Origin of the sequence: Bacillus sp. JKS001846 (assembly GCF_900176455.1) — a bacterium.
Taxonomy (GTDB): domain Bacteria; phylum Bacillota; class Bacilli; order Bacillales; family Bacillaceae_G; genus Bacillus_A; species Bacillus_A cereus.
The window spans coordinates 614,181-633,540 of the sequence record NZ_FWYG01000001.1; the positions used below are offsets into that span (position 1 = coordinate 614,181).

The window sequence follows — 19,360 nt, forward strand, 5'->3', positions numbered from 1 at the left end:
TTACGGTCGATATTTTTAAAAACGGCCTCGATTAATTTTTCACAGGCTGATTTTTAATAAAGAAGTCCATAACATAAAATACTTCGTCATCAGGTATTTGTATTTCAAATGTATTTTCAATTGGTTGCAACGCTTTTTTTACTTTCATATACATCCAGTACTCATCTTGTCTTCTTTTCTCTTTATCAGGGTGAGGAAGAAGGCTTTCTCCTTTTTGAAGACGGTCAACCATACAGCTCATATGCAGAATAACACCCATTAAGCTATCAGGAGTTAGCTGTAAGGAAATTAATTCCTGAATTGTATTTAATGCGTAACGAATTGTTTTGATAAGTAATGCTCCATCGTTACGCTGCATTTGTTGTTCAAGAATATCCGCCATTTTTGCATATGTTTCTTCATACGTAATTAATTCTTGAATTGGCTGAATCGCTGTGTAGTTTACGATGTCTTGGAAATGATATGTTAAGCATGGTACTTGCACATCGAAATTCGTGACAATACAAATGATGTTACGCTCTTTTTTTATGTTCTCAATCATTTTCGTTAAATCTTTTTCATGGACGATACTAATTGGTATAATTTCAATTAAGTCTTTATCAAATCGTAAATAGTTCTCTAACATTTTTTGAATAGCTAAAGCACTTCCTTCACCAGTTAAGCAAGCTGTTAAAATAACAGATTTCATTGGAGAGAGAGGTTTTTTCTTTTCTTCTTGTACGTTTAAGTAAAATGGTGTTAAATTTTTTACTGTTTCATACAGCGCATCTAATGAATAACCGAGCTGAGCTTTTCGAGCTGCTTCTAGTGCGTGTGGTGTGCTCGTCATCGAGAGAACACGTACAGGGATTTTGAACTCCGTTTCTAATATGTCACCGATATAAGCAAGTGACCCCATATCGACAAGTAAGAGAAGCCCATTTACATTTTGTAGTGTTTTCATATACACTTTCACACGTTCCAAGAAATCTTTCGGTGATTCGTGTAACGGCATATCAATACCGGTTACTTCCTCAATGCCGAGAAGTTCGTTTGCGACGTTTGCCATTTCAGTTGCGATGCCATTACCGTGTGCTAATATTAATACTTTTACTTCTGTTTGTGAGGCAGGAATTGGATCAACAACGAAGAACATTGTTAAAAAGCCAGCTTCATCAATAGGCATTGTTATTTGTAATTCTTCCTCCAGTAGTTGAATGCATTGCATAGCTACGGAAAAAGCTTCTTTATATTTCGTACGAATCTGATTTAATTGTGGGTGATGTATTTGTTTTCCGCTTTGTAAACGTTGTAGAGTTGTCTGTACATGTAAACTTAAAGCGAGAAATACTTTTTCATCAAACGTCTTAGATAAATGCTTTTCAGCAAGTTCCGCTATTTTTTCACATACGGAAACGATATTACGATCCACAATTTTAAAAACATTTTCATGGCTTGTTTTTTTTGATATTTGGTTAAAATATTGTACGAAAAAGCTTTGAACATCATTTTCTATTAGTAATTCTAATTCTTCCTCTTCAATACCACGTGCTTGAAGTTCTTCGTATTTATAATCAATATAATCGTAAATAGAGGAGCGTTTTTCATCTTCTGTTTTATGATTACTCCAACCTTCCTCACCTGTAAATACAAATGTTTCATTTGGTATTTGGTATAAGTGACGGCTCTTCCTTTCAATGAACAACCCTTCTTTCATATACCAAGGTAAATCTGTACTTGAAACATAGACAGAATCACGTTTCTTTGTGACCAAATCAGAATAGGCTTTCGCACAGGCAATTTGAACATCTGTTTTTAATTGACCAATGTTATTGGGACAATTGTAAAAGACGAAAGCACGCATTGCATTTGGGCTAACGTGAATGTCTTTTCGTAGACGAATTGCTTCATTTGTGAAAAATAGCTGTAGTAAAGCAAAGCGCTCTTTATGTGTACGCTCACGAAGTGGTGGCAGCGTAACAGTCATTGGTATACGTCTTGTAAATGTTTTTAATAAAAATGAATTTGGTTCTTCTGTTGTTGCAGTAATGATTAATACTTGTGCTTTACGTTCGTTCTCTGTTTCTCCAAGGCGGCGGTATACTCCGCGGTCAATAAAGGTGAAAAGCATTTCTTGTCCCTCTGGAGGCAGGCGATGTACTTCATCTAAGAAAAGAATTCCTTCATGTGCTTTTTCAATTAACCCTTTTTGATCACTTGCTCCTGTATAAGCTCCTTTTTTAATCCCAAATAATTGCCCGAGTAGTAACTGTGGATTATTTGCATAATCAGCACAGTTAAATACGATAAATGGTGCATCTTTTGGAAGCTGTTCAACTTCAATTGCATATTCGTGCATTAAAGAAGCAAACATAGACTTTCCGACCCCTGTTTCTCCCAATAGTAAAGTATGCATACCGTTTGGAGGATAGAGAATAGAAGCTTTCGCTTTTTCAATTGCAATTTTAAGGCTCGTATTTTCAATTGCAAATGTATCTAATGAAGTTATGTCTTTTGAATGCGTTTCCAACGAAGTGTTCGTTTCTATGTAAAAACGAACAGGTCGCGTATTTGTTTTTAATAAACGTTTATCTTTTACAAGTTTGTTTAAATCGCTACTTACATTGGCGCGATCTAGTTGCAGAAATGTAGCGAGTTCTGATGCGGTTACACCTTCTGTATAATTGCCTTTTTGTATTGCGTTAAAAATGAGATCTATTCGTTTCATTTCTATTCACCTCGAAACTTCATCACTATTTAAAATTTTACACAAAAATGGGAAGGGTGGGAAGAGAAAAATAAAACAGCTTTAGCACATAGGCACTAAAGCTGTTACAATCTTGTGTCTTTCCAAAAATTCACCTTGAGATGAGAAGAAGGATTATAGGGAAGAAGTTTGTATCCTTGTGACTGTAAATAATCAATTACTTTTGGCAGTATTTGTACGGTTACACTCGAATCATGCATTAAAATGACTTCGACTTGTTCATCACTTTGGTTACGTACTCTTTCGAGTATGGCAGAAGGATTGTCATAGCTTTTCCAGTCGTATGTATCGATCGTCCAATCCCACATTTTATACTGGGCCGATACAAGTGCGTCACGGTAATTCTTTTTTAAGTAAGGCATACTACCATATGGAACGCGAACGAGATGTGTATTTAATTTCGTAACTTGCTGGACAATGCTTTGTGTTTGCTCCATTTCTGCAATTAAAGTGGAAGGGTCACCAGTGTAAAGGCGTTTTACATCATGTGACATGCTGTGGAGCCCGATATAATGTCCTTCTTTAATTAATCGTTGCATTGTTTTTGTGTAATGTGGCACTTTTCCGCCAATAACAAAGAAAGTTGCTTTTCCGTTCTTTTCTTTTAAGATGTTTAAAATTTGTGTAGTATATTTGTTTGGCCCGTCATCAAATGTTAAGTACGCAATTTTTTGTGTAGGAGAAGTTGTTTCAGTATTTGGATGATATTCAGCAGGAATAACAGTTGTTGCTTCAGTATTAGATGATACGTACATAGTAATCGTTAAAAATAAAATAATACATTGAAATACTCGCTTGATCATAACATTCACCCTCAGTTTGACAATCAAGATGTAAAAAGAAAACTTGATACTTTTCTTATTATGTATATCTTTCTCCAATAGAGGAACTCTCAAACAATCTATATTTTGGAAATATAAAATGAGAATAAAAAATAGCATCCTCTTATAAGAAAGAGGATGCTATTTGAATATTTCATAATTGAAAAGGCTATACTACAATTAGTCTTCGCGTTTTTTCACTTTTTTATAAAAGGAAATGATTGGTTTGTAGCGTTCATGTACAAGCCCGATTATTTCAGCGATGATTTCTGTGAAGAAAATCAAAGCGAAAAGAAGAATAATGGATAACCATAACGTTGCACTAGTGAAAATAATGGCATTTACACTAAAGAAAATACCGAATGCGTATATAATTAGTACCGTTTTGCGATGAGAGAATCCCATTGCAAGTAAGCGGTGATGTAAATGTGATTTATCTGGTGCTGAAATAGGTTTTTTATTTACGATACGACGGATGATTGCAAATATCGTATCAAATATAGGTACACCTAAAATGATAATTGGAACGATAAAACTGAATAACGTTACACTTTTGTATAATCCAAGTAACGATATAACAGAAATACAGTATCCTAAAAATAGTGCTCCTGTATCTCCCATGAAAATTTTTGCTGGATGGAAGTTGTAGAATAAAAATCCAATTGTACTTGCTAATATAATTAATGCAAGTGGCAAGATAATAGCTGTTCCAGTACCCCATGGGCTAGTGAAGGCCATATATGCTAGCGTTGCAAGTACGATAGATGAAATCCCAGCAGATAATCCATCTAAGCCGTCAATTAAGTTGATTGCATTCGTAATACCTACAAGCCAAAATACTGTAATTGGATAAGCAAGCCATCCAAGTTCAGTATCCCCAAGGAATGGGATATATAATACTTGCACTAATAATCCACTTTTTACAATCATAATGGCAACTAACAGTTGCCCACCGAATTTTACTCTCGCAGATAACTCGTACATATCATCTAAAATTCCGATGATTACAATGATAATCGCACCTAGCGTTATCGATAACATTCTTTGTTCATATAAGCCGCCGACAACAAATCCTACAGCTACACCAATAAATATTGCCAACCCGCCAAGACGTGGCATAATCTTTTGGTGCACTTTACGTGCGTTTGGCTTATCTGTCGCTCCTATTTTAAAAGCTAATTTAATAACTAAAGGAGTAACGACGAGTACAGTGATGAATGATGCCAAAATGGCATAAATCACTTGTGAGTCCATTAATACCCCACCCTTTATAGTCTAACGTAATTTTTTTTGAAAATATATTTATCTGAAAATTATGATGTTTATTTACAGGCTCATAACATATGGTATCACAAAAAGATTAGAATTCAATCTTTTTTTCTTTTTACGGTTAATGGAAACGGATAGAATATATGACAATTGTATATAGAATGTTGAATCATATAAGAAGGTTAATTGTACTGGGCTTTGGAATGTAACATTTCCTCTTTTTCTTCAATAGTGAATACTTTTATTTCAGTATTATAAGTGTTGCACGTAGAAATGAGTAAGTTTCGTGTTAAAATGTGGGAATTTATCACGCGTGAACTGGCAGCCGGATTCTCATTGATTAAGTTTTACTTTATAGTGCATTTAATTTTACAAAAACTTTAAAAAAAATAAGGGAAGTAATTCATATAATGAAGAAGGAAAAGGGTTTTCTCATTTTTAATATGAGAGGGGGAAGCGCAGGGAGAGTTCTATATTTCATATCTTTTCTATTGTAAATTCCTGTGCGAAAAGGAAATGAAAATTACGATAGTAGGTACTGGATATGTTGGATTGATTACAGGAGTAGGATTGGCAAAATTAGGGCATTCAGTTACATGTTTTGATATAGATGATGAAAAAATTGAACGGATAAAACAAGGGGATTTACCTATTTATGAGGCCAGATTACATGAATTAATAAATTATGCATATGAGAATAATGCTTTAACTTTTACATCAAATAAAGAAGAGGCATTTGATGATGTAGAGTTTATATTTATTGCAGTTGGAACACCACCTTTATTAGATGGGACGGCAGATTTAACGTATATTCAGAGTGCTTGTAATGATATTGGATTATATGCGACGAACGATATTATTGTTGTTACAAAAAGTACAGTTCCAGTAGGTACAAATGATGTAATGAAGGGATGGATTGAGGAGAAGTTAAAAGGGAGGCATACAGTACATATCGTATCGAATCCAGAGTTTTTGCGTGAGGGTTCAGGTATTTATGATTTCTTTCATGGAGATCGTATTGTAATTGGAGCGGATAGTAAGGAAGTAGCAAGAAGAGTAGAGAGTTTGTATAGTCAATTATGCTTAGAAACGTATGTTACAGATATTAAAAGTGCGGAGATGATTAAATACGCGTCGAACGCCTTTTTAGCTACAAAGATTAGTTTCATTAATGAAATTTCAAATATATGTGAGAAGGTAGGCGCGAATGTATTGGATGTTGCCAAAGGGATGGGAATGGATAAGAGAATCGGTGCATCTTTTTTAAATGCGGGCATTGGCTACGGAGGGTCGTGTTTTCCGAAAGATACGAAAGCACTGGTACAAATTGCGGGAAATGTTGCTCATGATTTTCGTTTGTTAAAAGCAGTTATTGAAGTAAATAATAAGCAACAGCTGCTATTGATTGAAAAAGCGAAAAAAGTTATGAACATGAATAAAAAGCGGATTGCAGTTCTTGGCGCATCCTTTAAACCGAATACGGATGATATTAGAGAGGCATCATCTCTTATTATAATAGAAGCATTAATTAATATAGGTGCAGATATTGTTCTTTATGACCCAAAAGCAATTCAATATGTAAAGAATATATTTGGAGATGCTATACAATATAGTAGATGTATAGATGAATCGATTAGAGATGCGAGTGCGGTTTTTATCGTAACAGAATGGGGAGATATTCAAACTTATCCGTTAGAAAAGTACGTACAACTTATGAGGGAGCCTATTTTATTTGATGGGAGAAATTGTTATACTGATGAAGATGTTAAGAAACAAAAGATAGATTATTACTCGGTGGGAAGAAAAAGTATTTGTAATAGAAAAGTTTCTGTTATGCGTTAAAAAGGGATGTACTCATGTATATTTTTATATGTCATAATAGAAGCTGTAATTAGTGAAAGAAAAGAGGCAATCACATGACTGAACGTTTAAAAGTAATGACAATTTTCGGGACACGTCCAGAAGCAATTAAAATGGCACCTCTTGTATTAGAGTTGCAAAAACACCCAGAAAAAATTGAATCGATTGTGACTGTAACAGCACAACATCGCCAAATGTTAGATCAAGTATTAAGTATCTTTGGAATTACGCCAGATTTCGATTTAAATATTATGAAAGACCGCCAAACTTTAATTGATGTTACAACGCGTGGTTTAGAAGGTTTGGATAAAGTAATGAAAGAAGCGAAGCCGGATATTGTACTTGTACATGGTGATACAACAACAACATTTATTGCAAGTTTAGCTGCTTTTTATAATCAAATTCCAGTAGGTCATGTTGAGGCGGGCCTTCGTACATGGGATAAGTATTCTCCATACCCAGAAGAGATGAATCGTCAATTAACAGGTGTAATGGCGGATCTTCATTTCTCACCGACAGCAAAATCAGCAACGAACTTACAGAAGGAAAATAAAGATGAGTCACGTATTTTCATTACAGGAAATACAGCGATTGACGCACTACAAACGACTGTAAAAGAAACATATAGTCATCCTGTACTAGAGAAACTTGGAAATGATCGTCTTGTACTTATGACAGCTCACCGCCGTGAAAACTTAGGTGAACCGATGCGTAATATGTTCCGTGCAATTAAGCGTCTTGTTGACAAACATGAAGATGTACAAGTTGTGTACCCTGTTCATATGAACCCTGTTGTTCGTGAAATAGCAAATGAAATTTTAGGTGAACATAACCGTATTCATTTAATTGAGCCGCTAGATGTAATTGATTTCCACAATGTTGCAGCTCGTTCATACTTAATGTTAACGGATTCTGGTGGTGTACAAGAAGAAGCTCCATCACTTGGTGTACCAGTTCTTGTTCTTCGTGATACAACAGAGCGCCCTGAAGGTATTGAAGCAGGTACGCTGAAATTAGCAGGAACAGACGAAGAGACAATCTTTGGTCTTGCTGATGAGCTGTTATCAGATAAAGAAGCTCATGATAAGATGGCGAAAGCATCTAACCCTTACGGTGATGGTCGTGCATCAGAGCGTATTGTAGAAGCAATTTTACAGCACTTTAATAAGTAAATAAAAAAGGCCCAATCGCATAGATTGGGCCTTTTTGTTACGGCTGATTGCGCATAATCCACTCTGCATGAGCATTTGTAGAAGGTGGCGGATCAGTTGGTGTTTTATTTTGGTTTGTTGCTTTTTTTGTTTGTTCGTTAGAATTAGAACTTGAATTTGAATCAGGATTTGAATTGTTTTTTGTAGTTGGATTTTTTGCTTTTTCTCCTAATTCTTTTTCAATTTCGTTACGCACCGTTTCGACACTGATTGGATCTGGAAGGAAGTAATAAATACCGCCTATCTTTTTGTCTTCGCCTTCAAGCTTTAACGTTTGTATTGTAGAAGGATCAAATCCAGAGAGTTTATTGTAAAGAGCAAGTCCGTCTGAAATAGGAATGTCGGTTTTTATATATTTTCCAACTACAGTCGTTAAATCTTTAATTTTAAATACAGTAGAGGTGGAGTTTAGCTTTTGGGCAACAGCGGCCAGTAATTGTCTTTGTCTAGCAGCACGACCATAATCGCCATTTGGATCTTGCTTTCGCATACGGACGTAAGCAAGTGCTTCTTCACCGTTTAAGTTTTGCTGTCCTTGCTTAAATTGAATTTTTTTGTAGTAATCCACGTCAGAGCGCTCCCAAAAATCGAAGGGTACGTCAACGGTAACACCGCCAACAGCATCAACGATACCTTTAAAGCCTTGGAAATCAATTTTAATATAATGGTCTACAGGAACTTTTAGAAAACCTTCTACAGTTTTGATTGCCATTTCCTCTCCACCGTAAGCATGGGCGGCATTAATTTTGTCTTCTTTTCCCTTTCCAACAATCGGAACGCGGCTATCACGAGGAATGCTCATAAGTGAAACCTTTTTAGTTTTCGGATTGACTGTTGCAAACATTAATGAGTCTGTACGACCATTTTGACCATCTGTCGCATAATCTTCTATACCCATAATGAGAATTGTAAAAGGTTCCTTTGTAATTTCTACATCCTCGTTTCTTAAATCCGATTTTTCACGAGTAAAACCACTATACATCCCCATAAGAGATGAGTAAGAATTTAACACATAAACTCCTATACCGCCAAATAAAAATGCGAAAATAAGGAAGAAGAAAAGTTTCCTTCTTCGCTTCTTTTTTATTCTGCTATTTTGGAGATGATAATAACGTTCTTCCATATATAATCTCCTTAGTTCGTTAGTTCATTTGTAGGGAAGTAATTCACTACATTAATCTTTGAAGGTGATAAATGGGTTATGCTTAGATAACATCTTGTTCTAAGTACAACATATCTCCTTCTGTAATTGTACATTTCCCGTTTGTTAATTCAATCATCCAATCTGTAAATGCTTGTTTGCCGTCTTCTTCTACATACGTATCAAATGTGACATTTTCTAGATAATGAATATCTTTAATGGCATATTTTGAATTGCGTAATTCATTTTCCACTTTGCCAAGTAATGTGTAATCAATCTCGGTTTGCATCACACGCATTAGTTTTCGCTGGACAACACCGACATGATTAATGCCTTCGCTTGTACACTTTCCATATGCACGAATTAATCCACCTGCGCCAAGTTTAATGCCACCAAAATAGCGTGTTACGACGACGACGGTATCTTTTAGTCCGCGTTTTTTTAGTACCTCTAACATTGGTACGCCAGCTGTACCGCTAGGCTCACCGTCATCATTTGCCTTTTGAATATGATCTTGTTCGCCAATTAAATAAGCGGAACAATTATGTGTTGCATTCCAATGTTGTTTTTTTATTTTTTGTATAAATTCTTGAGCCTCTTCCTCAGTTGTTGCTCGGCTAATATAACAAATAAATCTTGATTTTTGAATGACGATTTCGTGTTCGCCGTAGTCTTTGATTGTAAAATATTGTAATAGCACTTGTGTACGCCCCTATCTATCAAAATGACTAGTACTTTCCATTTTAAAAGCGAGCCTTTTTATATTCAAACATTTTTTCTAAATATGCTGAAGTTTTTGGTGAGTATTTTATCTTTTTGTTGTAATTTGTCGAGATGGTAGGTATAATTTCAACCGGCATTTTCATGTATGGATGCACCATTTGTAGTTTTCGTGTAAAATTAGGAAATAAAACTTTTTATAAGGCAGGTACGAAAATGAAAATAGCTATTGTTACTGATAGTACGGCATATATACCGAAGCAAATTCGTGATGAACTCAATATATATATGATTCCATTAAACGTTGTGTTTGGAACAGAATCTTATCAAGAAGAAGCTGAAATTTCAGCAGATGATTTTTATGTGAAAGTACGTGAACAAGAGGAACTTCCAAAAACTTCTCAACCAGCAATCGGAAAGTTTGTTGAGCTATATGAAGAACTAGCTAAAGATTATGATGCAGTTATTAGTATTCACCTATCAAGTGGAATTAGTGGTACATATCAAACATCAACAACAGCTGGACAGATGGTAGAAGGTATTGATGTATACACGTATGACTCTGAAATTAGTTGTGAAGTACAAGGATTTTATGTGCGTGAAGGTGCAAAGTTAGCAAGTGAAGGAAAGAATCCAAAAGAGATTATCGCTCGTTTTGATGAAATGAAGAAAACGATGGACGCCTATTTTGTAGTTGATGATTTACATCATTTACAACGTGGTGGTCGATTAAATAGCGCGCAAGCTTTCATCGGCAGTCTGTTACAAGTGAAGCCAGTTTTATATTTTAGAGATAAAATCATTATTCCGTTTGAAAAGATTCGTACACGTAAAAAAGCATTAAAACGTATCATTGAAATTTTTGATGAGCAAGCAAGTAAAGGTGTACCTATGGAAGCAGTTATCATTCATGCACAACGTGAAGAAGAAGCGAATGAATGGAAGAAAGAATTAGAAGCAAAATATCCTCACGTCACAATTCGTACAGGTTATTTTGGAGCTGTAATTGGTACGCACTTAGGTGAAGGTGCATTAGGTCTTGGATGGTATACGAAGTAATAAAGATATAAAAAGCTCTCTTTTTAAGAGGGTTTTTTTACGGGTATGTTACGTTTAGTTGACAAGTTAATATTTGGAAATGGTAAAATGTACGTAAAATAAAATAATGAGGAAAGTTTTATAACTTACTTTTTACAAGAAACTATATTATAATGGAAGAGAGGTGAAACATATGGAGCATAATTCTTGTTTATGTCCAAAGTTTGAGTCAGCTTTTACTCTGCTTAGTAAGAAGTGGACTGGCTTAATTATTAAATCTTTGCTTGAAGAGTCGAAACGTTTTAGAGAAATCGCAGATATTATCCCAAATATGAGCGATCGTATGTTGTCAGAGCGTTTGAAGGAATTGGAAAGCGAGGGCATTGTAGTTCGTAATGTCTATCCAGAAGTACCAGTTCGAATCGAGTATGGCTTAACTGACAAGGGAAAAGCGTTAGAAAGTGTTATGGATGAGGTCCAAAATTGGGCTGAGAAATGGATGAAGTAGCATTTCATCTGTATTCGTATATTTAATAAAACGTAAGGAATTCCTTACGTTTTTTCTTTGTTTATAGAAGTGAGAAAAGTATATAAATTTCTACACATACATACAAAAATATACGCATTTTGCGCTAGAGCTACATATAATATTACATTTGTTTTACAAAAACGTAACATTAGCAAAAAAAATCCCGAATTATGGTATAAATTTTATAGGTTATATACGGAAAAAGAAAAAAGAAAGCGGTGTAAAAAATAAAATGAAAAAGCTAAAAATGGCATCTTGTGCATTAGTTGCAGGATTAATGTTTTCTGGGCTAACACCAAATGTATTTGCAGAAGATAAAATTTCTGACGTGAAATCACAAATTAACACACAAAATGACACTTTACATAAACAACAACAAGAACGTGATGAATTACAAAAGCAAATGAATGACTTAAACAAAACAATTCAAGGTTTAGATAAATCTGTTCAAGAGAATGCTGCAAAGCTTGATGAAACAATGAAAAAAGTTGCTGATACTGAGCAATTAATTGAAAAGAAAAATAAAGATATTGCAGAATTACAAACAAAGATTGCAAAACGTGAAGAGCTATTAAGAAAGCGTTTAGTCGCACTTCAAGAACAACCAAATACAAACGTTGTAACAGAAGTTCTTGTAAACTCTAAAAACGTTGCAGATTTAGTTGATCGTTTAACTTCTGTTTCTAAAATTCTTGAGTCTGATGAAGATATCATGAAAACACAACAAGAAGACCAAGCTAGTGTGAAAAAAGATGTTGCAACGGTAAAAGAAAAACAAAAAGAATTAAAAGAAGCACAAGCTCAAATTGAAACTGCTAAGAAAGAACTTGACGCTGAAAAAGAGAAAAAAGCAACAGCGGTAAACGATTTAAGCGGTAAAATGGATACAGTTGTAACTTCAATGACAAGTACGGAAGGTCAATTGAAAGAGCTTGAGAAACAAGCATTACAATTACAACGCATTGCCGAAGAAGAAGCACAAGCAAAAGCTGCACAAGAAGCTGCTGCTCAAAAACAAGCAGAGCAAGCTGCTAAAGCTGCGCAAGCTCAACCAGCACAAGCACCTGCAGAGCAAGCTGCACCAGCAAACAATGGTGGACAAGCTCAAAAAGAAGAACCTAAAAAAGAGGAACCAAAAAAAGAAGAGCCTAAGAAAGAAGCACCTAAACAAGAAGAGAAAAAGCCAGCTCCAACACCAGATTCAAATCCGACTCCGGGCGTAATTGGTAAGGCAAAGCAATACTTAGGTATGCCATATGTTTGGGGAAGTGCATCTCCATCAAACGGTGGTTTTGATTGTAGTGGATTCATTTCTTACATCTTTGGTGTAGGTCGTCAAGACGTTAATGGTTACTGGAATTCTGTTTCAAAAGTAAGTAGCCCACAACCAGGAGATTTAGTATTCTTCCAAGGTACTTATAAAGCAGGTCCATCTCACATCGGTATTTACGTTGGTAATGGCCAAATGATTCATGCTAGTGATAAAGGAATTGCGTACGGTGATATTAACAGTTCGTATAACCAAAAACATTTCTTAGGATACGGTCGATTCTAGGATTTATAAAAGAATAAAAAACGTGTATAAAGTCGATAGCTTACTATTTTATAAGTAGGTTATCGGCTTTTTTGAGTTTTTACGAGATGATGAGAAAGGTTTATAGTAGTGCTGGAGGTGATTGTTGATGCTAGCGGGGAAACAGTTGCTATTAGAAGAACTTTCTTCAGATTTACAGAGGGAATTAAACGATTTGAAAAAGAGGGGAGAGATCGTATGTGTACAAGGTGTAAAAAAGAAGAATTCTAAATATATGTGCCAACGCTGCGGAAATGTAGATCGGCGGCTATTTGCGTCGTTTTTATGTAAAAGGTGCAGTAAAGTGTGCGCATATTGCCGGAAGTGTATAACGATGGGGAGGGTAAGTGAATGTGCTGTACTTGTTCGCGGGATTGCTGAAAGAAAGAGAGAAAAGAATTTAAACTTGTTACAGTGGAACGGTACGTTGTCTACTGGCCAGAATTTGGCGGCGCAAGGAGTTATAGAGGCTATTAGGCAAAAAGAATCATTTTTTATTTGGGCTGTATGCGGGGCTGGGAAAACAGAGATGTTGTTTTACGGAATTAACGAAGCGCTTCAAAAAGGAGAAAGAGTTTGTATCGCAACGCCGAGAACGGATGTTGTTCTGGAATTAGCACCGAGATTGCAAGAAGTATTTCCATATATAAAGGTAGCGGCTTTATATGGAGGGAGTGTGGATAAAGAAAAAGATGCAGTACTAGTCGTTGCGACTACGCATCAATTATTACGTTATTATAGGGCGTTTCATGTCATGGTTGTAGATGAGATAGATGCGTTTCCATATTGTGCAGATCAAATGTTACAGTACGCGGTAAAACAAGCGATGAAAGAAAAAGCGGCGCGTATTTATTTAACTGCGACTCCAGATGAAACGTGGAAGCGAAAACTTAAACAAGGTAAACAAAAAGGTGTTATTGTTTCTGGACGATATCATCGTCATCCTTTGCCAGTTCCTTTATTTTGTTGGTGCGGGAATTGGAAAAAAAACCTCATTCATAAAAGAATTCCTCGAGTTTTACTACAGTGGTTACAAACATACTTAAATAAAAAATTCCCTATTTTTTTATTCGTCCCCCATGTGCGATATATAGAAGAAATAAGCTTGTTGTTAAAACCATTAAACAATCGAATTGAAGGTGTACATGCAGAAGATCCAGGGAGAAAAGAAAAAGTAGCGGCTTTCAGAAAGGGAGAAATCCCATTATTAGTTACAACGACAATTTTAGAGCGAGGCGTAACGGTGAAAAATTTGCAAGTCGCAGTTTTAGGGGCGGAAGAAGAAATATTTTCAGAAAGTGCGCTCGTACAAATTGCGGGCCGAGCAGGGCGGAGCTTTGAAGCACCGTATGGAGAGGTCATTTATTTTCACTATGGCAAGACAGAGGCGATGGTGCGCGCGAAAAAACATATTCAAGGTATGAATAAAAATGCGAAAGAACAAGGATTGATCGATTAATGCATTGTTTACTTTGTGATGAGTGTTTTGTAGAAAAGATTAGTTGGTACACTTTTTTTGTAAAGTGTCATAGAAAATATATATGTGATAGATGTGAGCAGAAACTTTCCTATATTATAGGAGAAATTTGCATGGAGTGCGGGCGACCTTTAGAATTTGTTCCTGCCTCATTTCAAGAAGACGGTATTTGTATAGATTGTATAAGGTGGACGAAAGAGGAGAAGTATCGTTCTTTTAAAAACCGTTCGTTATATATGTATGATGATGAGATGAAAGAAATAGTAGCACAGTTTAAGTTTCGGGGGGATGCGGAGTTAGTGCACATTTTTTATCGTCCTTTTCGAAGTTTATTTCAAAAGTATTTTGCCAATGTTTCAACCGTTATCGCTGTTCCGCTTAGTAAGGAAAGGGAAATTGAACGTGGTTTTAATCAAGCTGAGTTATTAGCAACTTGTTTGCCTGTCAAAATTTCTTATCCATCATTAAGAAGAAGGGAAACAGAAAAGCAAAGTAAGAAGACACGTAAAGAAAGGGTGTCAGGAAGCAATCCTTTTTATTTTCAGGGAGAAGAGATGTTTTCTGAGCAACATATTTTACTCGTTGATGACGTGTATACGACAGGGATTACAGTTAGGCAAATCGGAAGTTTGTTATATGAAAGAGGGGCAAGAGAAGTATCTAGTTTGACACTTTGTAGAAGTTAATATGGCAGTGTCGAAAGGGATAATAAAAAGGCGATAAGTCTTCTTTGACTTCATATGTTGTCATTCGTTATAGTCAAAATATGGGGCGAATGCCCTGATTTTTAGAGTGAAGGGAATGGAATGAACATGCAAGGAAGAGTGAAATGGTTCAATGCAGAAAAGGGATTTGGGTTTATTGAGCGTGAAGATGGTGACGATGTATTTGTCCATTTTTCTGCTATTCAACAAGATGGATATAAGTCATTAGAAGAAGGGCAACAAGTAGAGTTTGACATTGTAGATGGAGCACGTGGACCACAAGCAGCTAATGTTGTGAAACTGTAGGGTATATTGTTTTTGGAAGAGAAAGCTGCGTTTGTGGCAACGTTATATATATGTAGTAGAACCTCTTGTTTTTCGCAAGGGGTTTTTGTTATAGGATAAGTTGTCAAAAAGTTGTTTCTTTTCTGTAACGAATTGTCCACAGTTATATTCGTTATTCACGATGTTAATAGGATAAAATAAAAATAGAAACGATGCATCTTTTCATTTCAACAAAAAACGATAAAAAAATCGCAATTCCACTAATTTTTTTAAAAAAGTTAGAAGGAGTTTTTAAGCCAATGTCGAAATTATAATACATAGGCTTGAAAGGAGGAATTCATCTATGAAATTCAACATTCGTGGTGAAAATATTGAAGTAACTCCAGCATTAAAGGAATATGTAGAGAAAAAACTAAGTAAGTTAGAGCGTTATTTTGATACATTCCCAGAGATTAAAGTTAATTTAAAAGTATACTCTGACAAGCAACGTGTCGAGGTAACAATACCATTTACTGATTTATTACTTCGTGCAGAAGAAACTAATAGCGATATGTACGCTGCTATCGATTTAGTAGTTGATAAAATTGAGCGACAAATTCGTAAACATAAAACAAAAGTAAATCGTAAGTTACGTGAGAAAGGTTCTATGAAAACGAACTTTATCCTTCCAGAAGCAGTAGCTGTTTTGGATGAGGTAGAAGAAGATGAATTAGAACTTGTACGTACAAAACGATTCGATTTAAAACCGATGGACGTTGAAGAGGCAATCCTACAAATGGATATGCTAGGACATAATTTCTTCGTCTTCACAAATGCTGATACAAACGAAACTAATGTTGTATATGGCCGTAAAGATGGGAAATACGGTTTAATCGAAACTAAATAATAATTCGAAAGCGCAGCCGAAATGGCTGCGCTTTTTTTGTATTTTTCGCAGCAAGGTTAAAAAAGTTTTATAAGTAGCCGATTTCATTAAGAAGTGATTTTTAGGCGGTATTTCCTCAAAACAGCAGGAGAAAATTCGAAACTTAGAGAGGTGAGTTACTCTTTATTATTTGGAACAGGCATAGGAATGTAGCTACCTTTACAAGTAATTCTTTGCTAGGGATATAGTATTGTTTTTAAAAATTTAACGAAATGTTCGCAAGTGTAAAAGTAATATTAAATATTCTGAAATCCATTGAAGGTGTGTTGAGGTGTTGTTACCATAATATTGTATTATATTGATTTTGTTCCTTCAGTGGAAAAATACAATCAATATAATGCTACAAATTATCGGAGGTGCTTTTAGTGGGCATTAAGAAAAAAGTCGTTTTATGTTTGGATCTGTTTTATCGTTAGGTATTTTAGCTAGTACTTTTGCTTTAACCGAACCGGCTAAGGCTAGTACAAGGGATGACCATGTGAATTTTACCTTTAGACTTTGGAGTCCATATGATTATACTAATGCACGTCCTAAAGAGACGCCTACCTCTATGTATATGCGTGTGAAGAGCAGTGAGAAGGGCGGAGGTTCTTTCAATGTTTGGACAGAAGCAGATAAAAATAAAAGTGCAGAAGATAGAAAATGGGTAAATGTTTCAGGTAAGCATGAAGGAACAGTGATACCAGGTAGAACATATCTTTTTCAAAATTATGCATATGAAAACCATGGGAAAAATGTGCCTGTGAGATTTGGTGGTTATTCTAGAGAAAATAATGCTTATCCTACTGCTTGGAGTCCTGATAGTGTAAGACCTAGTGGACCTTACATTGAATATTGATTTAGAAATTATAAATTGAAATTATTTATTTTATAGTGCTAGAAAAAGTCGTATAGTTTCAAATCCGGATTATACGACTTTTCCTGCTATTTCATTTTTAAAATAGGAGGAGCTGTAATGAGGTTTATTTCAAAATATATTTTAGTTTGTTTTTTTATATTGAGTATTAGTTTCTTAGTTTCTTGTCAAAAGAAAGTAGATGAACCTATTGTACATATTGAAGATACTTTAACGGAAAAAGATAATTTGAAAAGTATTGAATTAAAAGGAATTAACAAAAATACTGTTTTTGAACAAGTGTTTTTGGAAAGTGAAAATGGTGATGATTTCTTTCAAGGACAAATAGAAAAAAATGATAGTTTAATAGAGGATAAGCTTTCAAATAAAAAATTGAAATTAGGAGTTATACCAGAAAATTATTATGTTTTTTTGACGGGTGTTACGAATAAGAAAAAACCAACGTATCTCTTGGGACGGATTGAACAAACTGATGGAGAAGTAATTCAGTGGAAACAAGAAGTTAAGAGTGTAAAAAGAAAAGGCGCAAATGATGTTTATCAGTATGAAGTTGAGTTTCCTAAATTTGAAGGAGAGAGAGCAAATGTTTCTTTTCGTTACATTTGGTTAAATAAAGAAAAGAAATGTTATGGTGTTGCGGATCAATTGTTCATATTAAAAAAGATTTAAACTTAATGGTTTATGGAGGAGCTATAGATGAGTTACTTTTTAGGAAGGATTTTAAAAGGTAGGATGTTTTGGTTGTCTTTATTTATTATGTTAGTAATTGTTATTGCTCAATATATTGCTATGTTTGTGACAACTAAAGGATTTAACGATGCTGGGATTATAAAGGTATCCCCATATTTATCTAATATTTTATATTTTAATAGATTATCGTTTTATAGTGAGTTTTATTTACTTATATTTCCTATGCTTTCCGCAATGGCTGTAGCAGGGATTTATAGAATTGATAAAAATTATGGATTTATTTATCCTGTTATTTCTAAGATGGGAACATGTTATTATTTTAAGCTGCTTTATTTTATTAATTTTATTGTATCTTTTTTTATTATAAGTGTCCCTTTACTATTTAATTTTTATTTATATGTGATGACTTATCCAACAGTTGCTCCGCATCCAATATTAAATTATATGGCTTCTACTGTTTCGCCAACAGCTCAATTTCATATAGTTTATTATAAGTACCCTACTTTATATTTTCTAATGTATGTATTTTTAAATGGCTTATACGGTGCGGCTTTTTCGAGTTTAGCTTTATCAGTTTCGTTTTTTATAAAACGAGTTTATTTTATTTATTTAGTTCCATTTATTTTACATATTTTTTGGCTTGGTATTGGGAAAGGGATTCTCAATCCTAAAGATTATTTAATTAAAGATTTTGGCTTTTTTGAATTACAAATTTTTCTTAGTGTACTGTTATGTATTTGGTTTTGTTCTGTAGTTCTTTATTTACGGGGGAGTAGGAAGCATGTTCTTTTATAATGTTATGAAAGAAACTATAAGGATGAAATATGTTTGGTTAAGTATTCTTTTTGTACTTAATGTTAGTATCATTGGTTGCTTGTTCAATTATTTTGAACCCGGAATTGTAAAAGAGAAAATGAACGAATTGGAAGCTTTGTATAAGGTTATGTCGTTGTATAATTTGTCGACTATATTTATTCCTTTAACAATTGTTTTTTCTGTATATTCTATGTCGAACTTTTTTAGTATTTATGTTGTTTACAGAGTGAATAATGCATTGAAATTAGTTTCTATATATTATTTAAAATTATTCGTTTTTGTTTACTTTTTTGCTGGGAGTATGATTTTACAGTTGTTTTTGATGTCAACTATGATGGCTGTAACTAGTGTTGATGTAAATTATCCATTATTATTTTGCATTCAATTATTTGCGAGTGTTTTTATATGTATGATAAGTGCTTTATTGCAATTATTTTTACCTAGTTTACTTGTAATAATATGTATGATTACTGCTGTTTTATTAGATAGATTTATATTACATGGATTTTTATTTACAAATGCTTTTTATATAAATGTCTTTGAAGATGCTACTGGTTTATTTATACGCTTATTTGGCTGTTTTTTTATCTTTTTTATAAGTGTATGGATTTTATCTAAAAAAAGTTATATTTCTATGAATGATGAGACAGAGGTGGTCTAGTTTACATTATGATCTTATATTATTTGTTAAAAAGAGAT

At 34.4% G+C, this 19,360-nt stretch carries 18 protein-coding genes; 13 read left to right on the plus strand and 5 right to left on the minus strand.

What is annotated here, in order from left to right:
* Nucleotides 1–31: 31 nt before the first annotated feature.
* The 3 genes from B9A45_RS03260 to B9A45_RS03270 all read right to left on the minus strand — a co-directional run bounded on the left by B9A45_RS03260 (nucleotide 32) and on the right by B9A45_RS03270 (nucleotide 4,821).
* Nucleotides 32–2,707, minus strand: a complete 2,676-nt coding sequence (locus B9A45_RS03260; RefSeq protein ID WP_000820967.1) for a PRD domain-containing protein — start codon at nucleotides 2,705–2,707, stop codon at nucleotides 32–34.
* 104 nt (nucleotides 2,708–2,811) lie between these two features.
* The gene (locus tag B9A45_RS03265) at nucleotides 2,812–3,549 is read right to left on the minus strand and encodes a polysaccharide deacetylase family protein (RefSeq protein WP_000597152.1); all 738 of its coding nucleotides are present in this window, start codon (nucleotides 3,547–3,549) and stop codon (nucleotides 2,812–2,814) included.
* A 198-nt stretch (nucleotides 3,550–3,747) separates the two neighbouring features.
* Nucleotides 3,748–4,821 (minus strand): glycosyltransferase family 4 protein, encoded by a 1,074-nt coding sequence (locus tag B9A45_RS03270; protein WP_000378319.1) that lies wholly within the window; start codon nucleotides 4,819–4,821, stop codon nucleotides 3,748–3,750.
* Nucleotides 4,822–5,352: 531 nt separating this feature from the next.
* On the opposite strand from B9A45_RS03270, the gene B9A45_RS03275 reads away from it, so the two are divergent.
* The gene (locus B9A45_RS03275; RefSeq protein WP_000704920.1) at nucleotides 5,353–6,678 is read left to right on the plus strand and encodes a UDP-glucose dehydrogenase family protein; all 1,326 of its coding nucleotides are present in this window, start codon (nucleotides 5,353–5,355) and stop codon (nucleotides 6,676–6,678) included.
* 74 nt (nucleotides 6,679–6,752) lie between these two features.
* Nucleotides 6,753–7,868, plus strand: a complete 1,116-nt coding sequence (gene wecB / locus B9A45_RS03280) for a non-hydrolyzing UDP-N-acetylglucosamine 2-epimerase (RefSeq protein WP_000140145.1) — start codon at nucleotides 6,753–6,755, stop codon at nucleotides 7,866–7,868.
* Between the two features lie 37 nt (nucleotides 7,869–7,905).
* On the opposite strand, the gene B9A45_RS03285 is transcribed toward wecB, so the two are convergent.
* On the minus strand, nucleotides 7,906–9,030 hold the full coding sequence (locus B9A45_RS03285) for an LCP family protein (RefSeq protein WP_058839379.1): 1,125 nt from the start codon (nucleotides 9,028–9,030) through the stop codon (nucleotides 7,906–7,908).
* A gap of 82 nt (nucleotides 9,031–9,112) precedes the next feature.
* Nucleotides 9,113–9,748 (minus strand): YigZ family protein, encoded by a 636-nt coding sequence (locus tag B9A45_RS03290; protein WP_000926665.1) that lies wholly within the window; start codon nucleotides 9,746–9,748, stop codon nucleotides 9,113–9,115.
* A 236-nt stretch (nucleotides 9,749–9,984) separates the two neighbouring features.
* Here B9A45_RS03290 and B9A45_RS03295 point away from each other — a divergent pair, with 236 nt between their 5' ends.
* The 11 genes from B9A45_RS03295 to B9A45_RS03350 all read left to right on the plus strand — a co-directional run bounded on the left by B9A45_RS03295 (nucleotide 9,985) and on the right by B9A45_RS03350 (nucleotide 19,322).
* Nucleotides 9,985–10,827, plus strand: coding sequence for a DegV family protein (locus B9A45_RS03295; protein ID WP_000684725.1), 843 nt, complete (start codon nucleotides 9,985–9,987; stop codon nucleotides 10,825–10,827).
* A gap of 172 nt (nucleotides 10,828–10,999) precedes the next feature.
* On the plus strand, nucleotides 11,000–11,314 hold the full coding sequence (locus tag B9A45_RS03305; protein ID WP_000400857.1) for a winged helix-turn-helix transcriptional regulator: 315 nt from the start codon (nucleotides 11,000–11,002) through the stop codon (nucleotides 11,312–11,314).
* A gap of 148 nt (nucleotides 11,315–11,462) precedes the next feature.
* The gene (locus tag B9A45_RS03310) at nucleotides 11,463–12,890 is read left to right on the plus strand and encodes a C40 family peptidase (protein ID WP_044584985.1); all 1,428 of its coding nucleotides are present in this window, start codon (nucleotides 11,463–11,465) and stop codon (nucleotides 12,888–12,890) included.
* Nucleotides 12,891–13,017: 127 nt separating this feature from the next.
* Complete coding sequence (comFA, locus tag B9A45_RS03315; RefSeq protein ID WP_084063859.1) at nucleotides 13,018–14,367, plus strand: ATP-dependent helicase ComFA; 1,350 nt, start codon at nucleotides 13,018–13,020, stop codon at nucleotides 14,365–14,367.
* Nucleotides 14,367–15,071 carry a ComF family protein gene (locus B9A45_RS03320; protein WP_033668092.1) on the plus strand — a complete coding sequence of 235 codons (705 nt, stop codon included), beginning with the start codon at nucleotides 14,367–14,369 and terminating at the stop codon, nucleotides 15,069–15,071. The genes comFA and B9A45_RS03320 overlap by 1 nt, the downstream gene beginning before the upstream one ends.
* Before the next feature lie 126 nt (nucleotides 15,072–15,197).
* Entirely contained in the window at nucleotides 15,198–15,395 is a 198-nt protein-coding gene (gene cspC, locus B9A45_RS03325; protein WP_001990088.1) for a cold shock protein CspC, read from the plus strand.
* A 322-nt stretch (nucleotides 15,396–15,717) separates the two neighbouring features.
* The gene (gene raiA / locus B9A45_RS03330; RefSeq protein ID WP_000671186.1) at nucleotides 15,718–16,260 is read left to right on the plus strand and encodes a ribosome hibernation-promoting factor, HPF/YfiA family; all 543 of its coding nucleotides are present in this window, start codon (nucleotides 15,718–15,720) and stop codon (nucleotides 16,258–16,260) included.
* A gap of 430 nt (nucleotides 16,261–16,690) precedes the next feature.
* The gene (locus B9A45_RS03335; protein ID WP_084063860.1) at nucleotides 16,691–17,137 is read left to right on the plus strand and encodes a hypothetical protein; all 447 of its coding nucleotides are present in this window, start codon (nucleotides 16,691–16,693) and stop codon (nucleotides 17,135–17,137) included.
* Between the two features lie 117 nt (nucleotides 17,138–17,254).
* Nucleotides 17,255–17,824: a hypothetical protein gene (locus tag B9A45_RS03340; RefSeq protein ID WP_084063861.1), complete on the plus strand. Its 570-nt coding sequence runs from the start codon at nucleotides 17,255–17,257 to the stop codon at nucleotides 17,822–17,824.
* Between the two features lie 27 nt (nucleotides 17,825–17,851).
* Complete coding sequence (locus B9A45_RS03345; protein ID WP_058839383.1) at nucleotides 17,852–18,640, plus strand: hypothetical protein; 789 nt, start codon at nucleotides 17,852–17,854, stop codon at nucleotides 18,638–18,640.
* Nucleotides 18,627–19,322: a hypothetical protein gene (locus tag B9A45_RS03350; RefSeq protein ID WP_000466510.1), complete on the plus strand. Its 696-nt coding sequence runs from the start codon at nucleotides 18,627–18,629 to the stop codon at nucleotides 19,320–19,322. The genes B9A45_RS03345 and B9A45_RS03350 overlap by 14 nt, the downstream gene beginning before the upstream one ends.
* Nucleotides 19,323–19,360: the final 38 nt, after the last annotated feature.

Excerpts from the sequence above, each read along its gene's own strand:
- B9A45_RS03260 (WP_000820967.1), bottom strand. The coding sequence starts at position 2,707 with ATGAAACGAATAGATCTCATTTTTAACGCAATACAAAAAGGCAATTAT.
- B9A45_RS03265 (WP_000597152.1), bottom strand. The coding sequence starts at position 3,549 with ATGATCAAGCGAGTATTTCAATGTATTATTTTATTTTTAACGATTACT.
- B9A45_RS03270 (WP_000378319.1), bottom strand. The coding sequence starts at position 4,821 with ATGGACTCACAAGTGATTTATGCCATTTTGGCATCATTCATCACTGTA.
- B9A45_RS03275 (WP_000704920.1), top strand. The coding sequence starts at position 5,353 with ATGAAAATTACGATAGTAGGTACTGGATATGTTGGATTGATTACAGGA.
- wecB (WP_000140145.1), top strand. The coding sequence starts at position 6,753 with ATGACTGAACGTTTAAAAGTAATGACAATTTTCGGGACACGTCCAGAA.
- B9A45_RS03285 (WP_058839379.1), bottom strand. The coding sequence starts at position 9,030 with ATGGAAGAACGTTATTATCATCTCCAAAATAGCAGAATAAAAAAGAAG.
- B9A45_RS03295 (WP_000684725.1), top strand. The coding sequence starts at position 9,985 with ATGAAAATAGCTATTGTTACTGATAGTACGGCATATATACCGAAGCAA.
- B9A45_RS03305 (WP_000400857.1), top strand. The coding sequence starts at position 11,000 with ATGGAGCATAATTCTTGTTTATGTCCAAAGTTTGAGTCAGCTTTTACT.
- comFA (WP_084063859.1), top strand. The coding sequence starts at position 13,018 with ATGCTAGCGGGGAAACAGTTGCTATTAGAAGAACTTTCTTCAGATTTA.
- B9A45_RS03320 (WP_033668092.1), top strand. The coding sequence starts at position 14,367 with ATGCATTGTTTACTTTGTGATGAGTGTTTTGTAGAAAAGATTAGTTGG.
- cspC (WP_001990088.1), top strand. The coding sequence starts at position 15,198 with ATGCAAGGAAGAGTGAAATGGTTCAATGCAGAAAAGGGATTTGGGTTT.
- raiA (WP_000671186.1), top strand. The coding sequence starts at position 15,718 with ATGAAATTCAACATTCGTGGTGAAAATATTGAAGTAACTCCAGCATTA.
- B9A45_RS03335 (WP_084063860.1), top strand. The coding sequence starts at position 16,691 with ATGTTTGGATCTGTTTTATCGTTAGGTATTTTAGCTAGTACTTTTGCT.
- B9A45_RS03340 (WP_084063861.1), top strand. The coding sequence starts at position 17,255 with ATGAGGTTTATTTCAAAATATATTTTAGTTTGTTTTTTTATATTGAGT.
- B9A45_RS03345 (WP_058839383.1), top strand. The coding sequence starts at position 17,852 with ATGAGTTACTTTTTAGGAAGGATTTTAAAAGGTAGGATGTTTTGGTTG.
- B9A45_RS03350 (WP_000466510.1), top strand. The coding sequence starts at position 18,627 with ATGTTCTTTTATAATGTTATGAAAGAAACTATAAGGATGAAATATGTT.